Annotated in this window: 23 protein-coding genes; 8 read left to right on the top strand and 15 right to left on the bottom strand. The window is 55.2% G+C overall.

Annotated features, from left to right (window positions below):
* The first annotated feature begins 66 nt into the window (after positions 1-66).
* Entirely contained in the window at positions 67-1,257 is a 1,191-nt protein-coding gene (locus tag FAP39_RS08775; protein ID WP_138016026.1) for a phosphoglycerate kinase, read from the top strand.
* Positions 1,258-1,427: 170 nt separating this feature from the next.
* On the top strand, positions 1,428-2,321 hold the full coding sequence (locus FAP39_RS08770) for a fructose bisphosphate aldolase (protein ID WP_138016025.1): 894 nt from the start codon (positions 1,428-1,430) through the stop codon (positions 2,319-2,321).
* A gap of 253 nt (positions 2,322-2,574) precedes the next feature.
* Here FAP39_RS08770 and FAP39_RS08765 read toward each other — a convergent pair whose 3' ends face one another.
* Both FAP39_RS08765 and FAP39_RS08760 read right to left on the bottom strand, forming a co-directional pair.
* The gene (locus FAP39_RS08765; protein ID WP_138016024.1) at positions 2,575-4,077 is read right to left on the bottom strand and encodes a DUF1254 domain-containing protein; all 1,503 of its coding nucleotides are present in this window, start codon (positions 4,075-4,077) and stop codon (positions 2,575-2,577) included.
* A 26-nt stretch (positions 4,078-4,103) separates the two neighbouring features.
* Entirely contained in the window at positions 4,104-5,627 is a 1,524-nt protein-coding gene (locus FAP39_RS08760; protein WP_138016023.1) for a DUF1214 domain-containing protein, read from the bottom strand.
* 291 nt (positions 5,628-5,918) lie between these two features.
* Here FAP39_RS08760 and FAP39_RS08755 point away from each other — a divergent pair, with 291 nt between their 5' ends.
* The 5 genes from FAP39_RS08755 (at position 5,919) to FAP39_RS08735 (ending at position 11,290) form a co-directional block, all read left to right on the top strand.
* Positions 5,919-6,815 (top strand): AraC family transcriptional regulator, encoded by an 897-nt coding sequence (locus FAP39_RS08755; RefSeq protein ID WP_138016022.1) that lies wholly within the window; start codon positions 5,919-5,921, stop codon positions 6,813-6,815.
* 329 nt (positions 6,816-7,144) lie between these two features.
* Entirely contained in the window at positions 7,145-7,447 is a 303-nt protein-coding gene (locus FAP39_RS08750) for an FtsB family cell division protein (protein ID WP_138016021.1), read from the top strand.
* 123 nt (positions 7,448-7,570) lie between these two features.
* A complete protein-coding gene (gene pdhA / locus FAP39_RS08745) occupies positions 7,571-8,569 on the top strand; it encodes a pyruvate dehydrogenase (acetyl-transferring) E1 component subunit alpha (protein WP_138016020.1) in 999 nt (332 codons plus the stop codon).
* Between the two features lie 23 nt (positions 8,570-8,592).
* Positions 8,593-9,960, top strand: a complete 1,368-nt coding sequence (locus tag FAP39_RS08740; protein WP_138016019.1) for a pyruvate dehydrogenase complex E1 component subunit beta — start codon at positions 8,593-8,595, stop codon at positions 9,958-9,960.
* Between the two features lie 13 nt (positions 9,961-9,973).
* The gene (locus tag FAP39_RS08735) at positions 9,974-11,290 is read left to right on the top strand and encodes a pyruvate dehydrogenase complex dihydrolipoamide acetyltransferase (protein WP_138016018.1); all 1,317 of its coding nucleotides are present in this window, start codon (positions 9,974-9,976) and stop codon (positions 11,288-11,290) included.
* Positions 11,291-11,351: 61 nt separating this feature from the next.
* On the opposite strand, the gene cysE is transcribed toward FAP39_RS08735, so the two are convergent.
* On the bottom strand, positions 11,352-12,155 hold the full coding sequence (cysE, locus tag FAP39_RS08730; protein WP_138016017.1) for a serine O-acetyltransferase: 804 nt from the start codon (positions 12,153-12,155) through the stop codon (positions 11,352-11,354).
* An 84-nt stretch (positions 12,156-12,239) separates the two neighbouring features.
* Here cysE and FAP39_RS17770 point away from each other — a divergent pair, with 84 nt between their 5' ends.
* On the top strand, positions 12,240-12,578 hold the full coding sequence (locus FAP39_RS17770; protein WP_342777180.1) for a TraR/DksA family transcriptional regulator: 339 nt from the start codon (positions 12,240-12,242) through the stop codon (positions 12,576-12,578).
* Here FAP39_RS17770 and FAP39_RS08720 read toward each other — a convergent pair.
* The 12 genes from FAP39_RS08720 to FAP39_RS08670 are packed head-to-tail and all read right to left on the bottom strand — an operon-like array spanning position 12,559 to position 21,704.
* Positions 12,559-12,855: a DUF7742 family protein gene (locus tag FAP39_RS08720; protein WP_246059027.1), complete on the bottom strand. Its 297-nt coding sequence runs from the start codon at positions 12,853-12,855 to the stop codon at positions 12,559-12,561. The two genes, FAP39_RS17770 and FAP39_RS08720, sit on opposite strands and share 20 nt — an antisense overlap.
* 16 nt (positions 12,856-12,871) lie before the next feature.
* The gene (locus tag FAP39_RS08715; RefSeq protein WP_138016015.1) at positions 12,872-16,789 is read right to left on the bottom strand and encodes a baseplate multidomain protein megatron; all 3,918 of its coding nucleotides are present in this window, start codon (positions 16,787-16,789) and stop codon (positions 12,872-12,874) included.
* The gene (locus FAP39_RS08710; RefSeq protein WP_138016014.1) at positions 16,789-17,226 is read right to left on the bottom strand and encodes a C40 family peptidase; all 438 of its coding nucleotides are present in this window, start codon (positions 17,224-17,226) and stop codon (positions 16,789-16,791) included. Before FAP39_RS08710 ends, FAP39_RS08715 begins: the two co-directional genes overlap by 1 nt.
* Complete coding sequence (locus FAP39_RS08705) at positions 17,223-18,107, bottom strand: DUF2163 domain-containing protein (protein ID WP_138016013.1); 885 nt, start codon at positions 18,105-18,107, stop codon at positions 17,223-17,225. Before FAP39_RS08705 ends, FAP39_RS08710 begins: the two co-directional genes overlap by 4 nt.
* Positions 18,107-18,739, bottom strand: a complete 633-nt coding sequence (locus FAP39_RS08700) for a DUF2460 domain-containing protein (RefSeq protein ID WP_138016012.1) — start codon at positions 18,737-18,739, stop codon at positions 18,107-18,109. Before FAP39_RS08700 ends, FAP39_RS08705 begins: the two co-directional genes overlap by 1 nt.
* Positions 18,740-18,757: 18 nt before the next feature.
* On the bottom strand, positions 18,758-19,417 hold the full coding sequence (locus FAP39_RS08695) for a phage tail tape measure protein (RefSeq protein ID WP_138016011.1): 660 nt from the start codon (positions 19,415-19,417) through the stop codon (positions 18,758-18,760).
* A gap of 3 nt (positions 19,418-19,420) precedes the next feature.
* On the bottom strand, positions 19,421-19,612 hold the full coding sequence (locus FAP39_RS17515; RefSeq protein WP_171006813.1) for a rcc01693 family protein: 192 nt from the start codon (positions 19,610-19,612) through the stop codon (positions 19,421-19,423).
* Positions 19,609-19,932 (bottom strand): gene transfer agent family protein, encoded by a 324-nt coding sequence (locus FAP39_RS17510; RefSeq protein ID WP_171006812.1) that lies wholly within the window; start codon positions 19,930-19,932, stop codon positions 19,609-19,611. Before FAP39_RS17510 ends, FAP39_RS17515 begins: the two co-directional genes overlap by 4 nt.
* A 2-nt stretch (positions 19,933-19,934) precedes the next feature.
* Positions 19,935-20,348 (bottom strand): phage major tail protein, TP901-1 family, encoded by a 414-nt coding sequence (locus tag FAP39_RS08685; protein ID WP_138016010.1) that lies wholly within the window; start codon positions 20,346-20,348, stop codon positions 19,935-19,937.
* Positions 20,349-20,365: 17 nt separating this feature from the next.
* The gene (locus tag FAP39_RS08680; protein WP_138016009.1) at positions 20,366-20,779 is read right to left on the bottom strand and encodes a DUF3168 domain-containing protein; all 414 of its coding nucleotides are present in this window, start codon (positions 20,777-20,779) and stop codon (positions 20,366-20,368) included.
* The gene (locus FAP39_RS08675; protein WP_138016008.1) at positions 20,776-21,114 is read right to left on the bottom strand and encodes a head-tail adaptor protein; all 339 of its coding nucleotides are present in this window, start codon (positions 21,112-21,114) and stop codon (positions 20,776-20,778) included. Before FAP39_RS08675 ends, FAP39_RS08680 begins: the two co-directional genes overlap by 4 nt.
* Positions 21,111-21,704: a head-tail connector protein gene (locus tag FAP39_RS08670; protein ID WP_138016007.1), complete on the bottom strand. Its 594-nt coding sequence runs from the start codon at positions 21,702-21,704 to the stop codon at positions 21,111-21,113. The genes FAP39_RS08675 and FAP39_RS08670 overlap by 4 nt, the downstream gene beginning before the upstream one ends.
* Positions 21,705-21,825: the final 121 nt, after the last annotated feature.

The raw sequence follows: 21,825 nt of genomic DNA, 5'->3' as shown, positions 1-21,825 counted from the left end.
CGCATTGACCCATGCGCGGTTTCCTATAGAGAACAACACACATATTTACCGATGGAGTTGTCATTCATGGCTTGGAAAACGCTGGACGAAATGGACCTGGCAGGTAAGCGCGTATTGGTGCGCGTGGATATCAACGTTCCGATTGTCGAAGGTGTCGTGACCGATGCGACCCGCATAGAACGCATCGTCCCATCCGTGCGCGATATTCTCGCGGCTGGCGGTAAACCTATCCTGTTGGCCCATTTTGGACGCCCAGGTGGCGAGCACCGCGAAAACCTGTCGCTCAAGCAATTGGTTCCCACACTCGAAACCGCATTCGGCACCAAGGTCCTGTTTGCCACCGATTGCGTCGGCCCCGCCGCTGAGCTTGCTGCAGAATCGCTGTTGCAAGGGCAGGTTTTGTTGCTGGAAAACACCCGCTTCCACGCTGGGGAAACCAAGAATGATCCAGACCTGAGTGCACGCATGGCGCGCCTTGGCGATCTCTATTGCAACGACGCCTTTTCTGCCGCCCACCGCGCCCACAGCTCGACCGAGGGTCTGGCGCGTTTGCTGCCCGCCTGCGCCGGTCGCCTGATGCAGGCCGAACTGAGCGCGCTTGAAGCCGCTTTGGGTGCCCCGAAACGTCCGGTCACAGCAGTTGTCGGCGGCGCAAAAGTTTCGACCAAGCTGGAACTGCTGGGCAACCTTGTCGACAAGGTGGACAACCTGATTATCGGCGGCGGTATGGCCAACACTTTCCTTGTCGCCCAAGGCAAACCTGTTGGCGTGTCGCTTGCTGAACGGATCATGAAAGATACGGCAGCCGAGATCTTGGAAAAAGCCACCGCAACAGGCTGCAACATCATGTTGCCCGTTGATATCGTTGTCGCCAAGAAGTTCGCGTCGCACGCCGAGCACGACATTGTGTCCGCAGATGACTGTCCAGAAGACGGCATGATTCTGGATGCCGGTCCCAAAAGTGTCGCCGCCATCAATGACGTCCTTGCCAGCAGTGAAACGTTGATCTGGAACGGACCTTTGGGCGCGTTTGAACTTGAACCCTTTGATGCAGCCACCAATGCCGCCGCCCTAAAAGCTGCGGCCCTGACGCGCTCTGGTCAGTTGGTGTCGGTTGCCGGTGGCGGTGATACGGTTGCTGCGCTCAATGCATCGGGTGCAGCAGGCGACTTTACCTATATCTCGACCGCAGGTGGCGCGTTCCTTGAATGGATGGAGGGCAAAGAATTGCCCGGTGTTGCGGCGCTGGATCAATAGACCCTGCAATTATCTTCTGGTGGCGGTAGAAATCTCGCCATCAGAAGCAGAAATTGTCAGGTCGCGCACCGTTAGCGCGACCATGATTGCAACGCGCGTCCTGCTGAACTAGAAGCGGGGCCAGAAAACCAACAGCCACAAACACACATTTTTTTGGGCGGAAATCAGATATGTCGAATAAATCTCAAGCAGAACAAGTCACCTCGGGTCAGGGCTTTATTGCCGCTCTGGATCAAAGCGGTGGGTCCACGCCCAAAGCTCTGGGCCTGTATGGCGTCAAGGAAGATGCCTATGGCTCCGAAGCCGAAATGTTTGATCTGATTCACGCCATGCGCGCCCGCATTGCCAAAGCCCCTGCGTTCACAGGTGATCGTGTGGTTGGCGCCATCCTGTTTGAAATGACCATGGACCGCGACGTCGATGGCAAACCCACCGCCACATATTTGTGGGAAGACCGCGGTGTTGTCCCATTTCTCAAGGTCGACAAAGGTTTGGCCGACGAAGCGAACGGCGTCCAAGTGATGAAGCCGATGCCGGATTTGGATGCCTTGCTGGAACGCGCGGTCAAAGCAGGTATCTTTGGCACCAAAATGCGCTCTGTGATCAATGCTGCAAAGCCAGATGGGATTGCCGATGTTGTTGCCCAGCAATTCGAAGTTGGCAAACAAATCCTTGGACATGGATTGATGCCGATCATCGAACCAGAGGTGACAATTTCCATCGCTGACAAAGCCGCTGCCGAAGACATTCTGGCGACGGAAATCACCAAGCAACTTGATGCGCTGAGCGAAGATCAACAAGTGATGCTCAAGCTGACATTGCCCGAAACATCCAACCATTACAAAACGTTGGTAGATCACCCGCGCGTGATGCGTGTTGTGGCATTGTCAGGCGGGTACTCGCGCGACGAAGCCAATACGCGCCTGTCCCACAACTCGGGCATCATCGCGAGCTTTTCTCGCGCGCTGACCGAAGGGTTGTCAGCCCAACAAGACGACGATGCCTTTAACGAGACGATCGCAGGCACCATCGACAGCATCTACAAGGCGTCTGTGGCAGGCTAATCTGCCCGTTGCGCATCTTTTTTGAACAATAATTCACACCCGTCGATGTATTTCGGCGGGTGTTTTACGTGCAATAACCGCTTGCTGTGTCCTTGCCGCAGTATTCTTGAACAAACCCCCTGCTTGCGGATTATGTCACGCGCCTCGCCTTCTGTCCCAGCGCTGGCCCTGCTGGCTGTCTCTGCACACGGTCCCATTTGATCAACGCACTCCGGTGATCGGCAGAGCATTGACCCCAATTGGCTTGGGCAGGTTACTCTACCAACTCAAAGTCTCCGGGCCTCCAGGTTTTGTCGAACCATGGCTCGAGAGGGCCATAAAGGCGCATCATGACATTAAAGCTTTTGCCGGGCATGGTTTGCGCCCAGTTGTTTTCCCAACCTTCCGGTGCTTTCGGGCCAACATAGACGGTATAGCTTCCGTCCTCGTTGGGTTTGATGCCTTCCCGGTTCGAGTCGATGCCGCCCGATTTCTGATCGGTTTCAAGAATGGACCGCGTCTGTCCGCTGTAAAGCATAAAGGACCAGAAGTTTTTGGCCGGAACCGGGGCCGGAAGCGTCACTTTGTAGGTTTTGGACCCATCCAGATACACCCCATTCTTATCCCGTGCTGTCATTGCATAGACCGATCCTGATCCAACCGGTGGCGACGTCATCGCAGGCGTAATGCCCGTTGCCATATAGAAAAAATAGGTTCGGTCATCCAGAATGCGGGCGCCATCCTCTAGGAACTGATAGCTTTGGCGCTGGAACGGTGAATTCCATTGGCGATCCTCATAAAAATACACGCCTTTGTCCCGCGAGGCATAGGTGATGGCCCGCGCGGTTGCGTTTGCGATGGCGGCAGCCTCGACCATGATCCCCTGCATGCGGGCATCAGGTTCAAATGGGGCGCCTTTTTTCAACCCGATCGACGCAAATGTGCCAAGGATTTCCGGTGCAAACGCCCCTTTCGGATTGTTGTCCAAGGCCACGTGAATCTCTTCAAAGAAGTCTTCGTTGTTGGCGTGGACAGTGTTGTATGTCTTGCCCGACACGTGGACGAACGTTTCAGCCGGAGGATTGTGCGCTTGGCTAAGTGGGTACACATTCAAACCTGCCTTGATCTCTGCAACCGGACCTGTGGTTTCACCTTCAGGCCCTGGTGATCTTCTGAGAAGAAGCCAATGTTCGTAGGTCTTAGTGCGCAACACGAAAAAGCCGTCGGGCACGGGCGTATCATCGTCATTGTGCATCAAGAGGTACTTGCCGCCCTTGCCCTTGTCCGCACCCAAGGCGCCGATGTCAGCGACATAGTCAAAGGCCGCATCATCAATGAGACCAAGCAGACCGGGCGGCACGTCAATGACAATTGGGCCTTGGGAAATGTCCACATTGGCCCCGATATAAATTGTCGTTGTATTGGGCGTAAGCCAAATGGATCGCGCATCCATCAGGTTCTCGGTAATGACGATGTCATTGGGCATTGCCCCGATATCTTCATAGCCTTGGAACATGCCGCGCAACGACGCGATTTTCATCCCGTCCAGAAATGCCGTGGTCGCGCGGATCAGGTCGAGGTTGTCGAACACCTTGTCGACCGTATCCGGCGACGGCATGCCATCAAAGAAGTCGAGTGTCCCGAGTGTTTTGGTTTCGACGACATCAGGGGTTATCACATTTTGGGGCACATCCGCCGCAAAGTCCTGAGCCGCCGCACTACCGGAATATGTTGTCAAAACCAGCGCTGTGCCTGCAAGAAGCTGTATGAGTGTCATGGTTCAAGTCCTATCTTGCGCAAGTCTCAATCAATTTTCTCAAGATCAGGCAGAACCCAGCCACTTTGCAGCCATCCCTCTTCTGGCCCATACAGGCGGAACAACAAAAAGTAGTCTTCGGTTGTCGGGATCCAGTTTGCTGCCTTTCCTTCGGGCGGTGTTGGGCCAAAGTAGATGTCATAAGACCCGTCGTCATTGATATGCATGGACTCTGCATCACGGGAAGACAGACCGACCCGTTCGACATCGCGAATGAACCCTTTGGTTTCCATCGAATAAACAATCACTGACCAGAAATCCTTGGCCGGAGTATCCTTGGGAACGTTCAGCTTGTAGGACGCGTTGAAATCCAGCGCGTCGCCGTCGCTGTCGTTCAACCCAGTCAGATAGAATGTGCCGCCGCCAAGATACTTTGGCAGGTAGGTGATCCAGAAATAGCTGCCGCCTGCCCGATCATCGAGCAGCACCTCTTGTGCGGTCTCATACGGAAATCCGGCCTCGGCCTGTCCGGGGGCAAAATCCCACACCAACCACTGAGATTTCAGGGTGCCGCTGTCATCTGCCCACAAGGGAACCGTGGACTTGCCCGGCGAAACAAAGAAATCCTGCATCGCCGCATAAGCCAAAACCAGCCCGTCATCCATTGCCGCCATCTGTCGGTCGGTGGGAGCAAAGGGCTTGCCCTTTTCGATGCCGAGGCTCTTGAGCATGGACACCATGACCTTGTCCTGAGGCCGGATCGGGTTGCCCTGAATATAGTCGTTCATATCCTCAAAAAAGGTGTGATTGTAATACGGAAGGGAATCGTACGGCACTTGAGACGCCTCGTGGTAGGTCGTCGGTGGGGGATTGTCGGCGTCAGAAAGATAGTACACCTTGATCTGCTGGGCATACTCGGCCGCATCCGCATCCGTTGCACCGTTGTACAGCCGAGGCCGGAATGAAAACCCGTACTGATACGTGCTGGTTTCGTAAACAAGGTATCCTTCCGCCTCCAAATCCTCCTTGGATTTCTCCCCTTCATACCCCGGTGGCAATAACAGGTACTTTCCACCTTTTCCTTTGTCAGCGCCAGCCGGCCCCACGTCTTCGATCGGCACATCCCATGCATCCACAATGGTGCCAAAATAGCTGACGTTGTCGGTTGCCGCAGGCACCTCGACAATAAGTGGGCCCGGCTCCGAGGTCATGGACCCCCACGCGTAAGCGGTCACATCGTTCGGGGTCAAAAAGCCGTGTTTTGAATCGAACGGCTGTTTGAGATAGACCACATCGTTGATCTCTCCTCCCAAATCGCGGCGTGTTGCCTTGATGAAATCAACCATTCCCACCGCGGGCATTCCCCAGATGGCGGTCTGGGTCGCGCGCTGAACCATGATTTGATATTCGATATCTTTGACCTCTGCAGAGCGGGCCAAAATGTTCCCTGTGTCGTTGAACGTCTGGGCCACCGTCATTGGGGCCATGACCGAAAGCGCGGCAACCAATGCCAACCTTGAGGGGAGATTGCGAAATTTGGGTTTTGTTACTTGCGCTTGTGATAGTGTCATGTGCCGCTCCGGAATTAGAAAATGTCTACTTAACCAGTTGCGAACCAACACAAAACTCGGGTTTCGGCTTTGCACTATGAAGGGAATTCGAACTGAAACTGACCAGATACTTGGCACGAACCATGCCACAAGGGTGATTGTCAGAAATATCATTTCACGACACACTGAAAAAAAGGAGCGCGCGTTGATGTCCAATTCACCTGCCATGATCACCGCCAAAGCATTGGGGGCGATGCCTGCATTTGCGATGGCAGAGATGGGTAAAAAAAGACACTTGGCCTGTTATCTCAGGTGGGATTAGCAGAACAATTCATTGAAGATCGACATGGTTACATCACCGAACACGCGCTTTGTGAATTTGTCCACGGCATCAGCCGAGCATTGGGCGAAGACAGGCTTGGCCTGTTGTTTTCCCCGTATCTGACTGTCGCGGACTATGGGGCGTGGGGGCGGTATGTCCTGTCTGCTCCGGATCTGGAAACGGCTCTGTTGCGGGCGCAACGGGAAATGGGGCTACACTCCAACACAGACCGCGTTGAATTCAAATGCCGCGGCAACATCGTCACTTACACCTATAAATTTGGTCACAAGCATCATGTCAGCTATCCCGACATGGCCTATAGCGCCGTAGCCGCAATGATGAGCATCCCGAGGGCCTATCTGGGACAGGGATGGTCACCGACAAAGATCGAATTCGACTTTCCTTCGGAACGGGGCAGTGCCCATGCGCAAGAGATATTCGGCTGCCCGGTGCTCTTCAATCGTGCGCAACTACGTTTGGTGTTACCCAGCTCTGATCTTGGTGCCCGACGATCCAAACTCGGTCCGAAAATGTTGACCACCCGTGGCGATATCGTTCGCGAGCGTTCGGGACCCCCAATTACACTGCTGCATTCTATTCGTGCCGTTGTCGACATGCAGGTTGCAGATCGCAATGTCTCTCTTGAACGGCTGGCTCAGGCGATGGATATCGGCCCACGCAGTGTCCAACGCCAACTTGCCATCTATGGAACGAATTTCCGCGAGGTGCTGAAAGCAGCTCGCATGGACCGCGCCTGTGAATTGCTAAAGCTGAAAGGCAGCACTGTTGCCGAAGTAGCAGATACTCTGGGATATAGAGAGCCAGGAAACTTTACCCGCGCGTTCACGCAGTATTTTGGGGCCTCACCGACAAGGTATTCTCAATAATTTCGTACGTTTACCCAGAAAAAGTTGCCCGAAGTTACAATCCTTGGATGTCTAATATTTACAGCACCGTTCTTGGGTCTTGCGAGAACTTGTGAAGGGCGGCAGCTGCACGACAAGAGAGATACCCGTACCAATATTGCTGCGGCGCGCCGCAGCTCTCTCGCGTAACTTTGTGGCAAGTGTGTCTGGTCCCGAACGCTATGGCCAGACACTGTAACACCACAAAATTATGAGGTTTTTCGCCCTTTTTCACCCTTTTGGGATTCACACAGCGAATCAGGTGTGACATAGTGGCTTTAGCTCCAACAAGAGAGCGAGGCGAGGCAGATATGACGACATCCAGACAAAGACCGGCCTTTGGTGCGTTCCTGTTTTTCGGGATTGCATTCGCGTTGTCATCATATTTCACCTTTGCCGCCGTACAGGGTGACTATGGCATTTTCCGCCGTATCGAAGTCAACGCCGAGCGCGCGCAGTTGCGCCAAGAGCTTGAGGCCCTGCAGCAAGACGTGGCCCGTATGGAAAACCTGACCCAGCGCCTGTCGGATGATTTTCTTGATCTTGACCTGTTGGATCAACAAGCCCGCGATGTGCTTGGCCTGATCCGCGCGGATGAGATCGTCATTCGCTAACCCCCCTTGTGACATCCTGATATTTTTGATCCGCAGGTTTCGGAATATTTACGCTCGCCTGTGGCCGAGAGATCGGCTAGGTTTTGTTTAACGCTAAACTATTCATCCACAGGGAGGCTTGGAATGGCTGCGAGAAAACCTGCCAGCAAGGCCAAAAAGACCAAAACATCCGGCGAGGAATTGCTTAAGTTCTATCGCGAAATGTTGTTGATCCGGCGGTTCGAGGAAAAAGCCGGACAATTGTATGGCATGGGGTTGATAGGGGGCTTTTGCCATCTCTACATCGGCCAAGAAGCCGTCGTTGTTGGGCTCGAGGCCGCCGCCGAAGACGGCGACAAACGCATCACCTCTTATCGTGATCACGGACATATGCTGGCCTGTGGCATGGACCCCAACGGGGTGATGGCCGAATTGACCGGACGCGAAGGCGGCTACTCCAAAGGTAAGGGGGGGTCGATGCATATGTTCAGCAAAGAGGCGCATTTCTATGGCGGGCATGGCATTGTCGGCGCTCAGGTGCCGCTGGGGGCGGGTTTGGCCTTTTCTGACAAATACAAAGACAATGGCCGTGTGACATTTGCCTATTTTGGGGATGGGGCCGCCAACCAAGGTCAGGTGTACGAGACCTTTAACATGGCCGCGCTTTGGGATTTGCCGGTGATTTTTGTCATTGAAAACAATCAGTACGCCATGGGAACCGCCCAGAAACGATCAACCTCCACGCCTGACATTCACACACGCGGAGAAGCATTTGGTATTCCCGGCGAAGCCGTAGATGGCATGGATGTTCTCGCCGTCAAAGATGCCAGCGAACGCGCCGTCGCGCATTGCCGCGCGGGCAAAGGCCCGTATATCCTCGAGGTCAAGACCTATCGCTATCGGGGGCATTCGATGTCGGACCCCGCCAAGTATCGCACCCGCGAAGAGGTTCAAAAGATGCGCGAAGAACGCGACGCGATCGACCATGTGCGCCACTTGTTGCTGGACGGAAAACACGCCAACGAAGACGACCTTAAGGCCATCGACAAAGAGATTAAGGCTGTGGTCAATGCCTCGGCTGAATTCGCCAAAGAAAGCCCCTTGCCCGCAGTCGAAGAGCTGTGGACAGATATTTACGCCTGAGACAGACAGAGGAGTTAGGAAAGATGGCTATTGAAATTTTGATGCCCGCCCTGTCGCCGACGATGGAAGAAGGCACATTGGCAAAATGGATGGTGAAAGCAGGGGATACGGTATCTTCTGGTGACATCATTGCCGAAATTGAAACCGACAAGGCCACGATGGAGTTCGAGGCCGTTGATGACGGCGTCATCGGCCATATTCTTGTGGCAGAAGGCACAGAACATGTGGCTGTGAACACCGCCATCGCGACCTTGCTTGAGGATGGCGAAGAAGCTGGTGCCGAACCACAATCAAACGCGCCTGTTGCGCAACAGATCGCAACCGCACCCGAGACACCTATTGCCCCCGTGGCCACCCCAGCAACGCCGGTATCAATCGTTGTCGAACCGGATTGGCCAGAGGGCACGCCGCTAAAGCAACAAACGGTCCGCGAAGCCTTGCGCGACGCGATGGCTGAAGAAATGCGTGCAGATGATGACGTCTTTTTGATGGGCGAAGAGGTCGCAGAATACCAAGGGGCCTATAAGATCAGCCAAGGCATGTTGGATGAATTTGGCAGCAAGCGTGTGATTGACACCCCGATCACCGAACACGGGTTTGCAGGAATTGCTGTTGGGGCCGCGTTTGGTGGTCTGAAACCCATCGTCGAATTCATGACGTTTAACTTTGCCATGCAAGCCATTGACCACATTATCAATTCAGCGGCCAAAACACTGTATATGTCGGGTGGGCAAATGGGCGCACAGATGGTGTTTCGCGGTCCAAACGGGGCCGCTGCGCGTGTGGGTGCACAGCATTCACAAGACTATGCCGCATGGTATGCCCAAATTCCCGGTCTCAAGGTTGTGATGCCCTATAGTGCGTCGGACGCCAAGGGGTTGCTTAAATCGGCCATTCGAGACCCAAACCCGGTCATCTTCCTAGAGAACGAAATCCTGTACGGCCGCACGTTTGACGTGCCAGAGTTGGATGATTTCACGGTGCCATTTGGCAAGGCACGCGTCTGGCGCGAGGGGGACGACGTCACAATCGTGAGCTTTGGCATCGGCATGCAATATGCGCTGGAAGCCGCCGAGCAACTGGCACAAGACGGCATTCAAGCCGACGTCATCGACCTGCGCACGCTTCGGCCGATCGACTATGACACGGTGCTGGCATCCGTCATGAAAACCAACCGATGTGTGACCGTAGAAGAAGGGTGGCCTGTCGGTTCCATTGGCAATCACCTGTCGGCCACCATCATGGAACGGGCGTTTGATTATCTAGACGCGCCGGTGATCAACTGTACCGGCAAAGACGTCCCAATGCCGTATGCTGCCAACCTTGAAAAACTGGCCTTGGTCACCACAGACGACGTCATCGCCGCTGTGAAACAAGTCACTTATCGCTAAGGAGGCGCATGCAATGGCTATTGAAATTCTCATGCCCGCCCTGTCGCCCACAATGGAAGAGGGCACATTGGCAAAATGGATGGTGAAAGCAGGGGATACGGTATCTTCTGGTGACATCATCGCCGAAATTGAAACCGACAAGGCCACGATGGAATTCGAGGCCGTCGACGAAGGTGTGATTGGCACGATCTTGGTGGCCGAGGGCACCGAAGGCGTCAAGGTGAACGCCCCAATCGCAGTTCTTCTAGAAGAAGGCGAAGACGCGGATGCGGTGCCCGCCACCACAGCTCCGGCACCCCAAAGCGCGACACCCGAAACACCCCAAGTCACATCTCCGTCGACGTCTACAGCCCCTTCTGTTGCGCCTGTCGCAGCAAGCGGTTCACGGATTTTTGCGTCACCTCTGGCCAAACGCATCGCCGCTGATCGGGGGCTGGACCTGTCCCAGATCTCTGGATCGGGCCCGCGTGGGCGCATTGTTAAGGCGGACGTGGAAAACGCCCAAGCGACAGGGACGGGAACACCCCCTGCCCCAAGTGCATCGCAAACGCCCACACCGCCGCCGAGTACCCCGCAATCGGCCCCGCAAATGGCGATGGGCCCCGATGCGCAAACCGTGGCGCGGATGTATGAAGATCGAGACTATGTCGAAGTGCCGCTGGACGGGATGCGCAAAACCATCGCCGCACGCCTGACCGAAGCCAAGCAATCAATTCCGCATTTTTATCTGCGGCGTGACATCCGGCTTGATGCATTGTTGGCATTCCGCAGTGATCTAAACGCACAACTCGCCAGCCGTAAGATCAAACTGTCAGTGAATGATTTTATCATCAAGGCCTGTGCGCTGGCGCTTCAGTCGGTTCCGGATGCCAATGCGGTTTGGGCCAAAGACCGCATTTTGCGGCTTGTGCCATCAGATGTTGCCGTGGCTGTGGCCATTGACGGAGGGCTGTTCACGCCCGTCCTCAAGGACGCACATACAAAGTCGTTGTCCGCACTCTCGGCCGAAATGAAAGACCTTGCAGGCCGCGCGCGTGATCGCAAGCTTGCACCGCACGAATATCAGGGCGGCAGCTTTGCGATTTCCAATCTTGGTATGTTTGGGATCGACAACTTTGATGCGGTCATCAACCCACCCCACGGGGCCATTCTGGCGGTTGGGGCTGGCGTGAAAAAGCCGGTTGTCGGGTCTGATGGGACGCTCGAAGCAGCGACCGTGATGTCTGTGACCCTATCCGTAGATCACCGCGTGATTGACGGTGCACTGGGTGCACAGTTGCTGCAAGCAATTGTCGAAAACCTTGAGAATCCGCTGACGATGTTGGTCTAACAACCAAACAAAAAGCCCTGCAACACGCTGCAGGGCTTTTTGTCTATCTTGATGGTCGCGATTAATGGTTCAGGATTTGATCCATTTGAACCGCGGGTTGATCGCAGCCTGCTTCTCCAACGATCTTGGCAGGCACACCAGCCACAGTGGAACAGGGCGGCACTTCTTCCAGCACGACCGACCCTGCCGCAATACGGCTGCAATGGCCGACGCGGATGTTACCTAACACTTTGGCACCGGCGCCGATCAACACACCATCGCCAATTTTGGGATGACGGTCTTCTTCTTCTTTTCCGGTCCCGCCAAGCGTCACTGAGTGCAGCATCGACACATTGTCGCCCACCACCGCAGTTTCCCCGATCACAATGGAATGCGCGTGGTCAATCATGATGCCCTTGCCAATACGTGCACCCGGATGAATGTCGATCCCGAAAATTTCGGATGTACGCATCTGAATGAAATAGGACAAATCCAACCGCCCTTGTTTCCAAAGCCAATGCCCAATGCGATATGCCTGCATCGCCTGATAGCCTTTGAAATACAGAATTGGCTGTAACAATCGGTGACACGCAGGGTCGCGATCCTGCACCGCCATCAAATCAGCGCGCGCCGCCTCAGCAAGCGACGGGTCAGATGCGAATGCCTCGTCTGCAATATCACGCAGAATAACCATCGACATCTCGTTAGAAGACAGCTTGGCAGCAAACCGATAGGACAAGGCCCGCTCCAACGTTTTGTGATGCAGCACACAGGCATGCACCAACCCACCCATCATGGGTTCATCACGAACCGCCTGCTCTGCTTCAGCAGAGATTCTCTGCCAAACAGGATCAATTTCGGTAATTTTTGCGCGCGTTTCAGCCATAGCAGTCTATCCTCTGTTGACCTTAGACTACACCAGATAGGCATTCTGCTGCAAATTCAAAGCTGTGAAAGGAAGATCACCAACGTGAATGTGAACGACAGACTCTATTTTCAATCGCTTATTCAACAACATCTGGCCACGTTGGAAGAAGAAAACCGGCTGGGCCACGATGGGCAAGCCATCGTGACACTTGACCAGCAATCCGTCGGCCGACTGAGCCGCATGGACGCGCTTCAGTCTCAGGCAATGGCCAAAGCACAACAATCCCGACGAGACGCCTCAATCTCGGCGTTGCACAAAGCGCTTGAGCGCCTCAGCGCGGGTGAATTTGGATATTGCGACACCTGCGGAGATGACATTGCAAGAAAACGACTGGAATTTGATCCGTCGGTCAGGCTTTGTATTAGCTGCGCATCCGGGTGATCTGGCGCCTGTCTCGCCATGTAAGAAGCTCGTTCAGAACCATGGCCACGCATCTGCAATAGGTGCTGTCCGAAAAATCGGGTTCCACTGCCAATGGCCGTTTCGAGGCCGCTAGCATGAGCGATCCGTCCCCCCAAGACTGGTGAGACCGACCGAACCGCTTGAAATACCGATGTGCGAAATCCGCATTTTGGATCAGACACCGACATAGCGCGCGACGCTGCTCGTTAGGTACCGACAGCAGCGCGCGCGCAGCCGTCACAATATCTCCATGCATGACACGGCGCATGGGGCTATGCCGCAATGTTAAGTGTGGCAAACAAACCCGGCCCAAAGCTGGCCGACATCTGCGCCACCTGAACTTGAAATGAGCCGCTCAGATTGTCTTGGGCCTGATGTGCAGCAGAATAGGTCCAATATGGCTGCACAGCAGTGACCTCTCGTTTCACAGTGCCATTTTGGATCACCCGTACCAGATATTTTTCGGATTCTTCATTCAGCGGAACATCCGGAGTGTCCCAACTGTCGCCATCACGCCGCGTTCTACGCACCCACGAAATTGCCGTACCTTCGGCCGAGGGCGTCGCAGATAGATGACAAGGCGTATAGGGCCGTAGTCCGACACCGGGGAATGCCTCTTGCCTGTGCACATATGACGGATCATCATACCCGCGCGCGGCCGGACCTATGCGGAAATGACGTGCTGTGTTGCGGGTCGAGCTGGCCAGATCGATCTGTTTCATGCTGGATTCCATCAAGACCACCACAGACCCCTCGGGCCAGACTGCTGGCATCAAGCCATCGGTCCCGAGTTGCCCCCGCAAGCGACGGGTCAACCACCACGTATCCGGTCCAACCAATTGCGCATCCTGAAACTGGAACAGCTCCCAATTCTCTGCACTTCCATCGCCGATGGCGACAAGGTTCCCACCAGCAAGCACCGCGTCTTGGCTGATGCTCTCGAACGCGCCTGACACAAGCTTGACTTGTAGGGCATCTCCTAAGTCCCACCGACCGGCTTGTGCCGCGACCATTTGCGTCTGCGTATGACCAAGTGTGGCGCGGGCTGTCACCACCTGATTAAGCCGATACCCGGAATCGTCGTACGCATCATATACTGCCACACTACCAGGCCAGGGTTTTGCCGAAATTGCCAGATGTGGTGCATGAGGTATTTCGTCCCCCGTCAACAACGGCAGATCCATAAACTGAGGCAAAACCGGTACAGGTGGCACGAAGGGCTTTAGCGACACAAGGTCGTCATCATATCCTGCAGGTTCATAGACTGTAGGTTCAATACGGACCGCCTCGAGCATTTGATGTGGACCCTGCTCCACACGATCCACGCGATACAGCCCACGCCCCCCCTGTTCCGGCAATGAAACAGTATCCCCTGCTCCGATCCCGCAATTTGATGGCGGCAAGGCCAGGCGCACACCTTCGCGTGCCAATCTTGCTTCTGCCAGCCAACGTTCAGCAACCTGTCTGCCTTCAACACGCGTGATAGACAATGGAAGTTGACTTGTGGCAACGGCATGCGTGGCCTCATCCGGCAAGATGGCTTCTTCGCTAAGGGTTTGAAAGTCACCATCAGCTTGAACAAACTGAACCCGCACGCGCCCAGCCGTTTCAGCGTCTGCACCACGTGTCTTTTCAATATCGCCTTCAAGTTCAGCAGAGATCGCCAGCGTCTCGAGCGCCAATTCTCTGACATTCGATCCATCTCGCATCGCGAAGCCAAGCGTGCCATCCCGTTCAATCGCATCAAACCCATGTTGTAACATCAATGGCTGCAAACTGGCCCGCGCATCGCTGATATCATCAACAGCATAGCCGCGTACAACCCCGTGCAACCCAGAGACATCATACGACAACACCCCCGCACGCGCGCAGATTTCCGCCACCACCGATGCAAGGCTGCGCGCACCACTTCTCCCGTTGATCCAATGCCCCCGCGCATAGTTCTCCCCGTCACTCCAAAGTCCGCGATTGTTTGGAAAATGCGGATATGGTCGTGCATCCCAAGCCCAGACAAATGCCCGCGCCATATCGACCATCGGCGCACCATACTGAACCGAGATAGGATTGTGCGCGTCTTGCGCCCAATACGATGTCATCGCCCGAATATATTGCTGTTGGATGGCATCATCCCTGCGCCCATCCGAATACCGAGGCAGCGCACTTTCAGACGATTTTGTGTCGAGAAACTTGTTGGGCTGATTGGTCCCCTTGTTTACCGCCGCACAGCCAAGTTCCGTAAACCACACCGGTTTAGACTCGGGAACCCACGCAGTGGCCTCTTGTTGCCTCGTGCCGTTGATGCGGTTGTGGTGCGCATGGCGCCACCAGCCCGCAATGTCTTTATAGCGAAACAACCAATCTTCACCATGTGCGCCGTCTTGAATAGGTGTTCGGATTTGAGCCTCTCGTGCCTCTTGGGAATGGTAATACCAATCATACCCTTCGCCGCCTGCGACGTTGCCCCGCAAGTAGTCGATGTCGTAAATGCTGCGTTGGTGTGCATCCGCGTGATCTGCGCCATCACGCCAGTCGGACAGGGGCATATAGTTATCAATCCCGACGAAATCTATGTTTTCGTCAGCCCACAAAGGGTCAAGATGAAAATAGACATCTCCTGTTCCATCCTGAGGGTGATAGCCAAAATACTCGGACCAGTCTGCCGCATAGCCAATTTTTGTATCAGGACCAAGAATCGCGCGCACCTGCACAAGCAAATCCCGCAGCGCCTCAACAGCAATAAACTGCCCACCTGATCCGCGAATTTGTGTCAGGCCTCGCATTTCAGACCCGATACAAAATGCCGACACGCCCCCCGCAGCTTTGCACAAGGCCGCATAATGCAGGATAAACCGACGATACCGCCATTCTGCAGGGCCCGAATACTGAACCGTTTCGCCAGAAATATTGAAATCTGACGCATCCGCCGTCCCAAAGAATGCCTCGACTTCGCTCTCGGCTTGCGGCGTTCCGTCCGAAGTGCCGGATTGCGTTGGCGCCTTGGACGTTGTGATACGACCACGCCACGGCAACACGGGCTGATCCCCCGCTTCACTCCATGGATCGGCAAGACCATTTTCAGACAATTGATCCATCAAAACAAAAGGATAGAACATCACCTCTTTGCCCGCGGCCGCCATGCTCTGAATACTTTGAACCACCGATAAATCGGTCGGGGTTCCACCGTAAATCGGACGATCAGCAACGCGTGCAATTTCTTGTGCCCCACTGCGCGTCATGCCCGCCACCGACCATGGCATATTGACGCCCTCAGTATCTGAACGCTCGACCTTGGGCTGAATTGTACACGTACCGCATCGCAAATCATTGCCAAACCAGCTGACAACCAAAGACACCGCGTCACACGCTGGCAATTCATCATCCATCGCGGTAAGCGACGCGCGAAAATCTGTCTCGCCAGAGGGTGTATTTTCGTTCGCGCTCCAGTTTTGGCCAGGCCCGTTCGAGTAATGCACCGGCGTGGTGGCCAATGCGTATTCTCCCGTACCAGGCATCAACGCCACGGCCCGCACCGCATGCGCAATTTCTCCTTCGGAGGCCGCCAGGTCCTTCGGGGCTGGTCGCACAACTTCGAATGAGAATTGGGGGATGCGGTTGCCAAACTGGGCAAGCTGGACGTTCTCCATGACGACATATGCGGTTCCACGATAGGCTGGTACGCTTCCGGTACCCTCGACCGCCTCAATAAGCGGATCAGGCAGTTGCTCCCGCTCACCTTTGTAGACCCGCATATTTAGGTCACGCGCGGATATCTCAACACCATCGGCCCAAATCCGCCCGACACGTGAAATTTCACCTTCACAAAGCGCAATCGCCAGTGACACCGAATAGCTGTGTTCGCGCACCTGCGGTTGTGGCGCGGCCCCCTTACCGCCGCCGGACGTGGCAACCGTCTCGGTGAATTGCGTGGCCCAGATCACCTGTCCACCCAAACGCATGCGCCCATAAAGTTGCGGTACCGCACTGCCTTCTGCGGCTCCCGTGATGCGGAACCGATCCACGCGACCACTGTCGACCACTTCCGACCCCTGCCCCATAATGGCCTGATCGACAGATCGCCCCAGCGTCGCGCCCACCAAGCGCCCAATCGCAACCGAAGAGACCCCAGCAAGTGTCCCGCCAAGTGAACCACCAATGGCTGCCCCAGCAGCCGACAATAAGAGCGTCGCCATTAGATTTTCTCCTTTGGGAATTCAAATCGTGCCGCAATTCTGCGACGCCACGGATAACTCAGAGGGCTTTCAGTGACCGAATGCCCCGAGTATGCGTGGATAAAGCTGGCATGCGGACCAACTTGTGCCGTGATCCCAAGATGTTTGGCGATGCCGCCGTCTCTCATGCGAAACAGCAAAACATCACCGGCTGCTTCGGCATGCACATCTTTGGGCACCAACCATCGTTCAGCTGCGCGCCACAGGACCTCGTCTTGTTGCGGCTCTGACCAGTCCATACTGTATGCGGGGACAGGTTCAGGTTCAGCACCCAGCAGCTCTCGCCAGACCCCCCGTATCAAACCCAAACAATCACATCCGGCCCCCAGACAGGCACTTTGGTGCAAATATGGCGTACCAATCCAATGGCGCGCGATATCAACCACAGCACAGGTCATCGTAAGCTTCCACCCGAATTTTCACCGGCTTGGCGTGGATAAGACATCATCCAATCTTCGCCCGGAATATCGGGAAATCCTTGGAAATTCAGAATGTTGTTAAACTTGAAGCGGCAAGTTGTATGGCGCTTATCACATCCTGCCTCAAGCAGAACCTGATCGTCGGACGTGATGCTGGCGCGTATCGGTTCCCACAGTTCAATGATCCGTATCTCGCCTTCAATCCGATCTTGTTTGATGGTTTGTTTCAATCCTTTGGCGTCTCCGCTTTGCACCGTCAAACGCCCGCGTTCAAACCACCCTGGGGCAAAACCTGACAAATTTCTCCATCGAAAAATGCGATTTTCAGACACGTCGTCAACGGGTCTCAGATCAGAATACCCTGTAGACGTCAGATCAAAGCCACAGCAACTGTCGCCCAAAACGGCGGTACATGGCTTTTGAAAAACACGCCCCAGGGGACGGTTCAGCGCCTCGGTCAATCCGCGAAGCTCTGCATGAAAGGCACCACCTGCGCGACGCAGCTCGCCAATTGTTCCGCGAAACATCAAAGTCCGCTCTGAAACATCGGACCAATTCACCAACCAACAAAACACTTGGGCCTGATCAAAACGCCCGGCCTCTATATCAGCATCGCTCACACTGGCATCACTGAGCGCCCCCATCGCTTCTGTATTGTCGACCGACAGACCCGTCGACTGTTCCAATGCAGTAGATGTCAAACCCGTCTGCGCTTTAAACACGTGGCCCTCAAAGGACAGGTCAAGATCATGATCGGTAAATCCAAATTTGCACCCATCCGTGCGCTCAATGCCCCAACAACGGGCAACTGTGGTCAAGCCACTCTTCAGATGCGCTTCTAGCGCGGCTTGAACGCCCATCAGACTCTGACCTCCACCACCGGCACATTTGGGACATCCCCGGCTTGAAAGCTGGCGACACTTGTCAGAATACGATCTGTGTCAAACCGCACAGGAACGTCAAATTCGAAACCTGCCGTGATTTGCCGCCCGGCATCCGGAGCATGCGCAAACACAATAAGTCCGCGCGCGGTATCTACGTCGAAATGAACACCTTCTTGCATTTCATCGCCCTCAACCCCCACGCGCACACTTCCCAAAACTGGCTTGGAAATCGGACGCTCATACCGTTGTTCACCGGACAAATACATTTTCTGAAGAGAAAACCGCGTCGTTACCCCATCACCAAGCGCAACGACTTGGTCACGATACCCCACCTCGGACGACGCCTTACAGGTTTTGTAGTCTGACCAATCCTTCCACCGAAACCCAAACAGCTGACCGCGACGAGCCTCGAAAAATGCAATGAGTGTCTCGATATCATCCAGTGACCGCATGCCAACCCCGGCATCGTATCGACGCCGCGAGTGCGCCCATGCGGTGTTGCGCTCTTCATATCCATTGGCCAATGTCACGACATCTGTGTGCCGTTCCGGTCCTCCGACCGATCCAAAACTAAGACTGGCTGGAAAGCGTACCTCGTGAAATGCCATGCGACATCTCCTTTGTGTTTATCGGTTGCGTTGACCACGTCCAATTGCGCGCCCCATTTGCGCGGCAATCTGACCTTGAGATCTGCGGAAGCTCGCCGCATCAGGCGTTGAAATATTCATGACGATGTTCACAGGGCCGCCACCAGATGCACGCACGCCAAGCTTGCCGTCTGCGCCACGGCCAAGCGGCATAATGGCCTCGGGGCCTGCCTCCCCCATAAGCCCTGTGCCACCCCGCATCGGGAATATGGTCGGCCCCGAAACAACCCCACCGTTCGCAAACGGCATGACACGTCCCTGCGCAAAGCTTCCGCCCTTTTCGAATGGCATAATTCCTTGCACCAAGGTTCCGATCCCGTTCGCGATCACGCCGCCTACCTGATCCGTCACCGGTTTAAGAGCCGCATTATAAGCCGTATTCATCAAAGATCGGGCAACATCTTCAAGCGCATCCGACAGCTTCTGCCCGTCGAAGACCACACCATCAAAAGCCCTGCGCAAGCCCCTGCTCAGGCCTTTCTCTAGCGTTTTGACATCCTGCCCCGTTGCGCTCAAAGACTGACGCACGCTACGCAATTCGGTATCAAAATTCGCCGCTACACTGGTTGTTTGACCCAGCGTCACCTCAAGCGCGTCAACCTGAGCTTCAAACTCGGCAATGCCGTCACCTTCAGCCATGTTCTATTCCTTCCTCTTATCCGGAAATGCCGCAAGAAGGTCTTCAAACCCTTCCCGGGACAGCGCGCCAGACGACGCGCCTTGCCCAAGCATCACACGCAGTTCCGCAGGGGTCAGAGCCCAGAACTCTTGCGGCTTTAGCCGAAGCCCCTGCAAGCCGGCACGCATCAGCTCTGGCCAGTCAAATGTGCTCATGTGGCCACGTCCGGAACCGAAAATGCCCGCGCCAACAACTGTGCTGCCACCCGCGCGGCCTGCATGGCCCCCCCCGTGATTTCAACAGTCAAAATATCCTCTGGAGTCCCCTGCCAACCGCCACCGCGCAATCCGGCCACAATCAACGCCAAGACATCGCGCGTGCAATAGCCCCCGCTTTCAAACCGTTGAACCAAGTCGACCAATGATCCGCTGGCCAACCCGGCCTCAAGTTCGGCCAAGCTGCCAAGTGTCAACTTGAGCACATGAGATTTGCCATCCATCTCAAGGCTCACTTCACCTGCCCATGGATTGGCCATGCTCATAGCGCCACAAATGTCAGAGCACCTGCCGATGCCATCGAAAGCTCGTAAGTGGCTTCGCCGTTGTGCGTGCCCGCATATTCAAGAGCAGAAACCTGGAACGCGCCTTCGACCACACCAAAATCGGGAATAATCACCTGAAATGCGGGTGTCTCCCCATCAAAAAATATCTGACGAGCCCGTTCATCCGTATTCGCATCTTTGAACACACCTGATCCTGAAATCGATGCGGATTTGACCCCAGCACCAGACAAAAGTTCCCGCCAGCCGCCTTGGCTTTCCAAACTTGTGACATCCACCGTTTCCGCATTAAAGCTGACGCGCGTCGCCCGCAGGCCCGCGATGGCTTCGAACTGGCCATCCCCCGTCAAATCCACCTTAATCAAAAGATCTTTTCCGTTTTGAGCACCCATAGTAATCACTCCGATTGTTAAACGTTGTCTTCCACGCGCGCGCGAAATCTCATGTCAATACGTCGCTGGTTGGCACTGCCTGCCCGCTTGGCAGCAGCACGATCAAATTTGAGAAACACCAAGCGACCGCGTTGCAAGCCTAGGTCGGCGTCGTGCAAACGATCGCTGATCGCCCCAGCCAATATTTTGGCGGTTGCAAACCCGCTTTGGTTCGTGATCACCGAAATCGTCAATCGATGTTCGGCACCCGTGCCCGTTTGATCGGACCGATCCAAAACCGTTTCCGCCCCTAAACTGACATAGGTTTCTGGCACGGATCCGCTTGGAATTGCGTCATATATGGCGGTTCCCACAAGCGCAGAGATGTCCGGATCAGAACTCAGTCGTAGAAAAACAGCTTCCTGAAGGGCCGCAGAGATCGCATAGCTCATACTGACACCTCCTCGCGGGCAAAACAGGTCAGATACCGTCCGCTCGGCTCGTGCTCGGCAACAGCCTGAATGGAAAACACCCGCAAGCCCTCACGAAATCGCATGCCAGGTTCCGGTCGAGAGGGTGTGCCACGCGCAGCCCCCCGCACAACAATCCGATACCCGACAGATGCCAAGGACACGTCCCCGCCATCCCGCGTGCGGCCGGTACGTGCAGACATTTGCGCCCAAACAACACCCTGCGGTTCCCAGCTTTGGACAAAACCGCCGGCACTGTCTGGCATCCGTTCTGGTGCCTCCAGCACCAATTTTCGCGAGAGATGCACACGTTTCATGACGACACCCCCATGCGCACAGGGCGATACCGCTCGATCAGACTTGTTACACCAAAGGGCATACAGCCGCCGCTGAGCGCGGTTTCGTCGCGATATTCGTAATAATGCGCCCCAAGCAACAACACAGCCTGCTGCAAATCTGCAGGAATATCACTCCAGTTTGCGCCAAACCCACAGACCATTCGAATACCAACCTGCCCGTGCTTAGGAATGCGGGGCAGATCTCCGGCCACAGGGCGCAACTGGGGGCGCTGCTGATCAGGTATCAACCGATAGGCACTTGGTGCGACGACAACCTCTTCTCCTAAACGATCCGCAAGCGTCACGCTTTGAATTTCGACGACTGGCCCGATCGGCAATGATTGCCCTTGCGGTGTACGCCACATCATCAAGGACCAATAAAACGTTCTTGTTATCAGCACCTTGCCAGTGCGCGCCTCAATCGCAGCCATGGCCGCCCGCAAAAAGCTCTCCAAAACGCCGTCCTGCAGGGTGTCATCGGAAAACCCGCTTCCCAACCTCAGGTGAGCCTTGAATTCTGCGACCGGTAGCGCCTCGGATGGCACAGAGGTCTCTTCGACTAACATCATGGAAAAACTCCGATAAATACGGCCCTCCGCAGGGACGGGCGTACACCATTTGCGCCACTCGAACGGAGGGGACAGCCAGACAACGCAAAAAAAACAGGTGTACGCCCGACAGAGATGATCC

Source organism: Shimia litoralis, assembly GCF_005518135.1.
GTDB lineage: Bacteria > Pseudomonadota > Alphaproteobacteria > Rhodobacterales > Rhodobacteraceae > Shimia_E > Shimia_E litoralis.
This window is presented reverse-complemented; position numbering and strand designations above follow the sequence as displayed.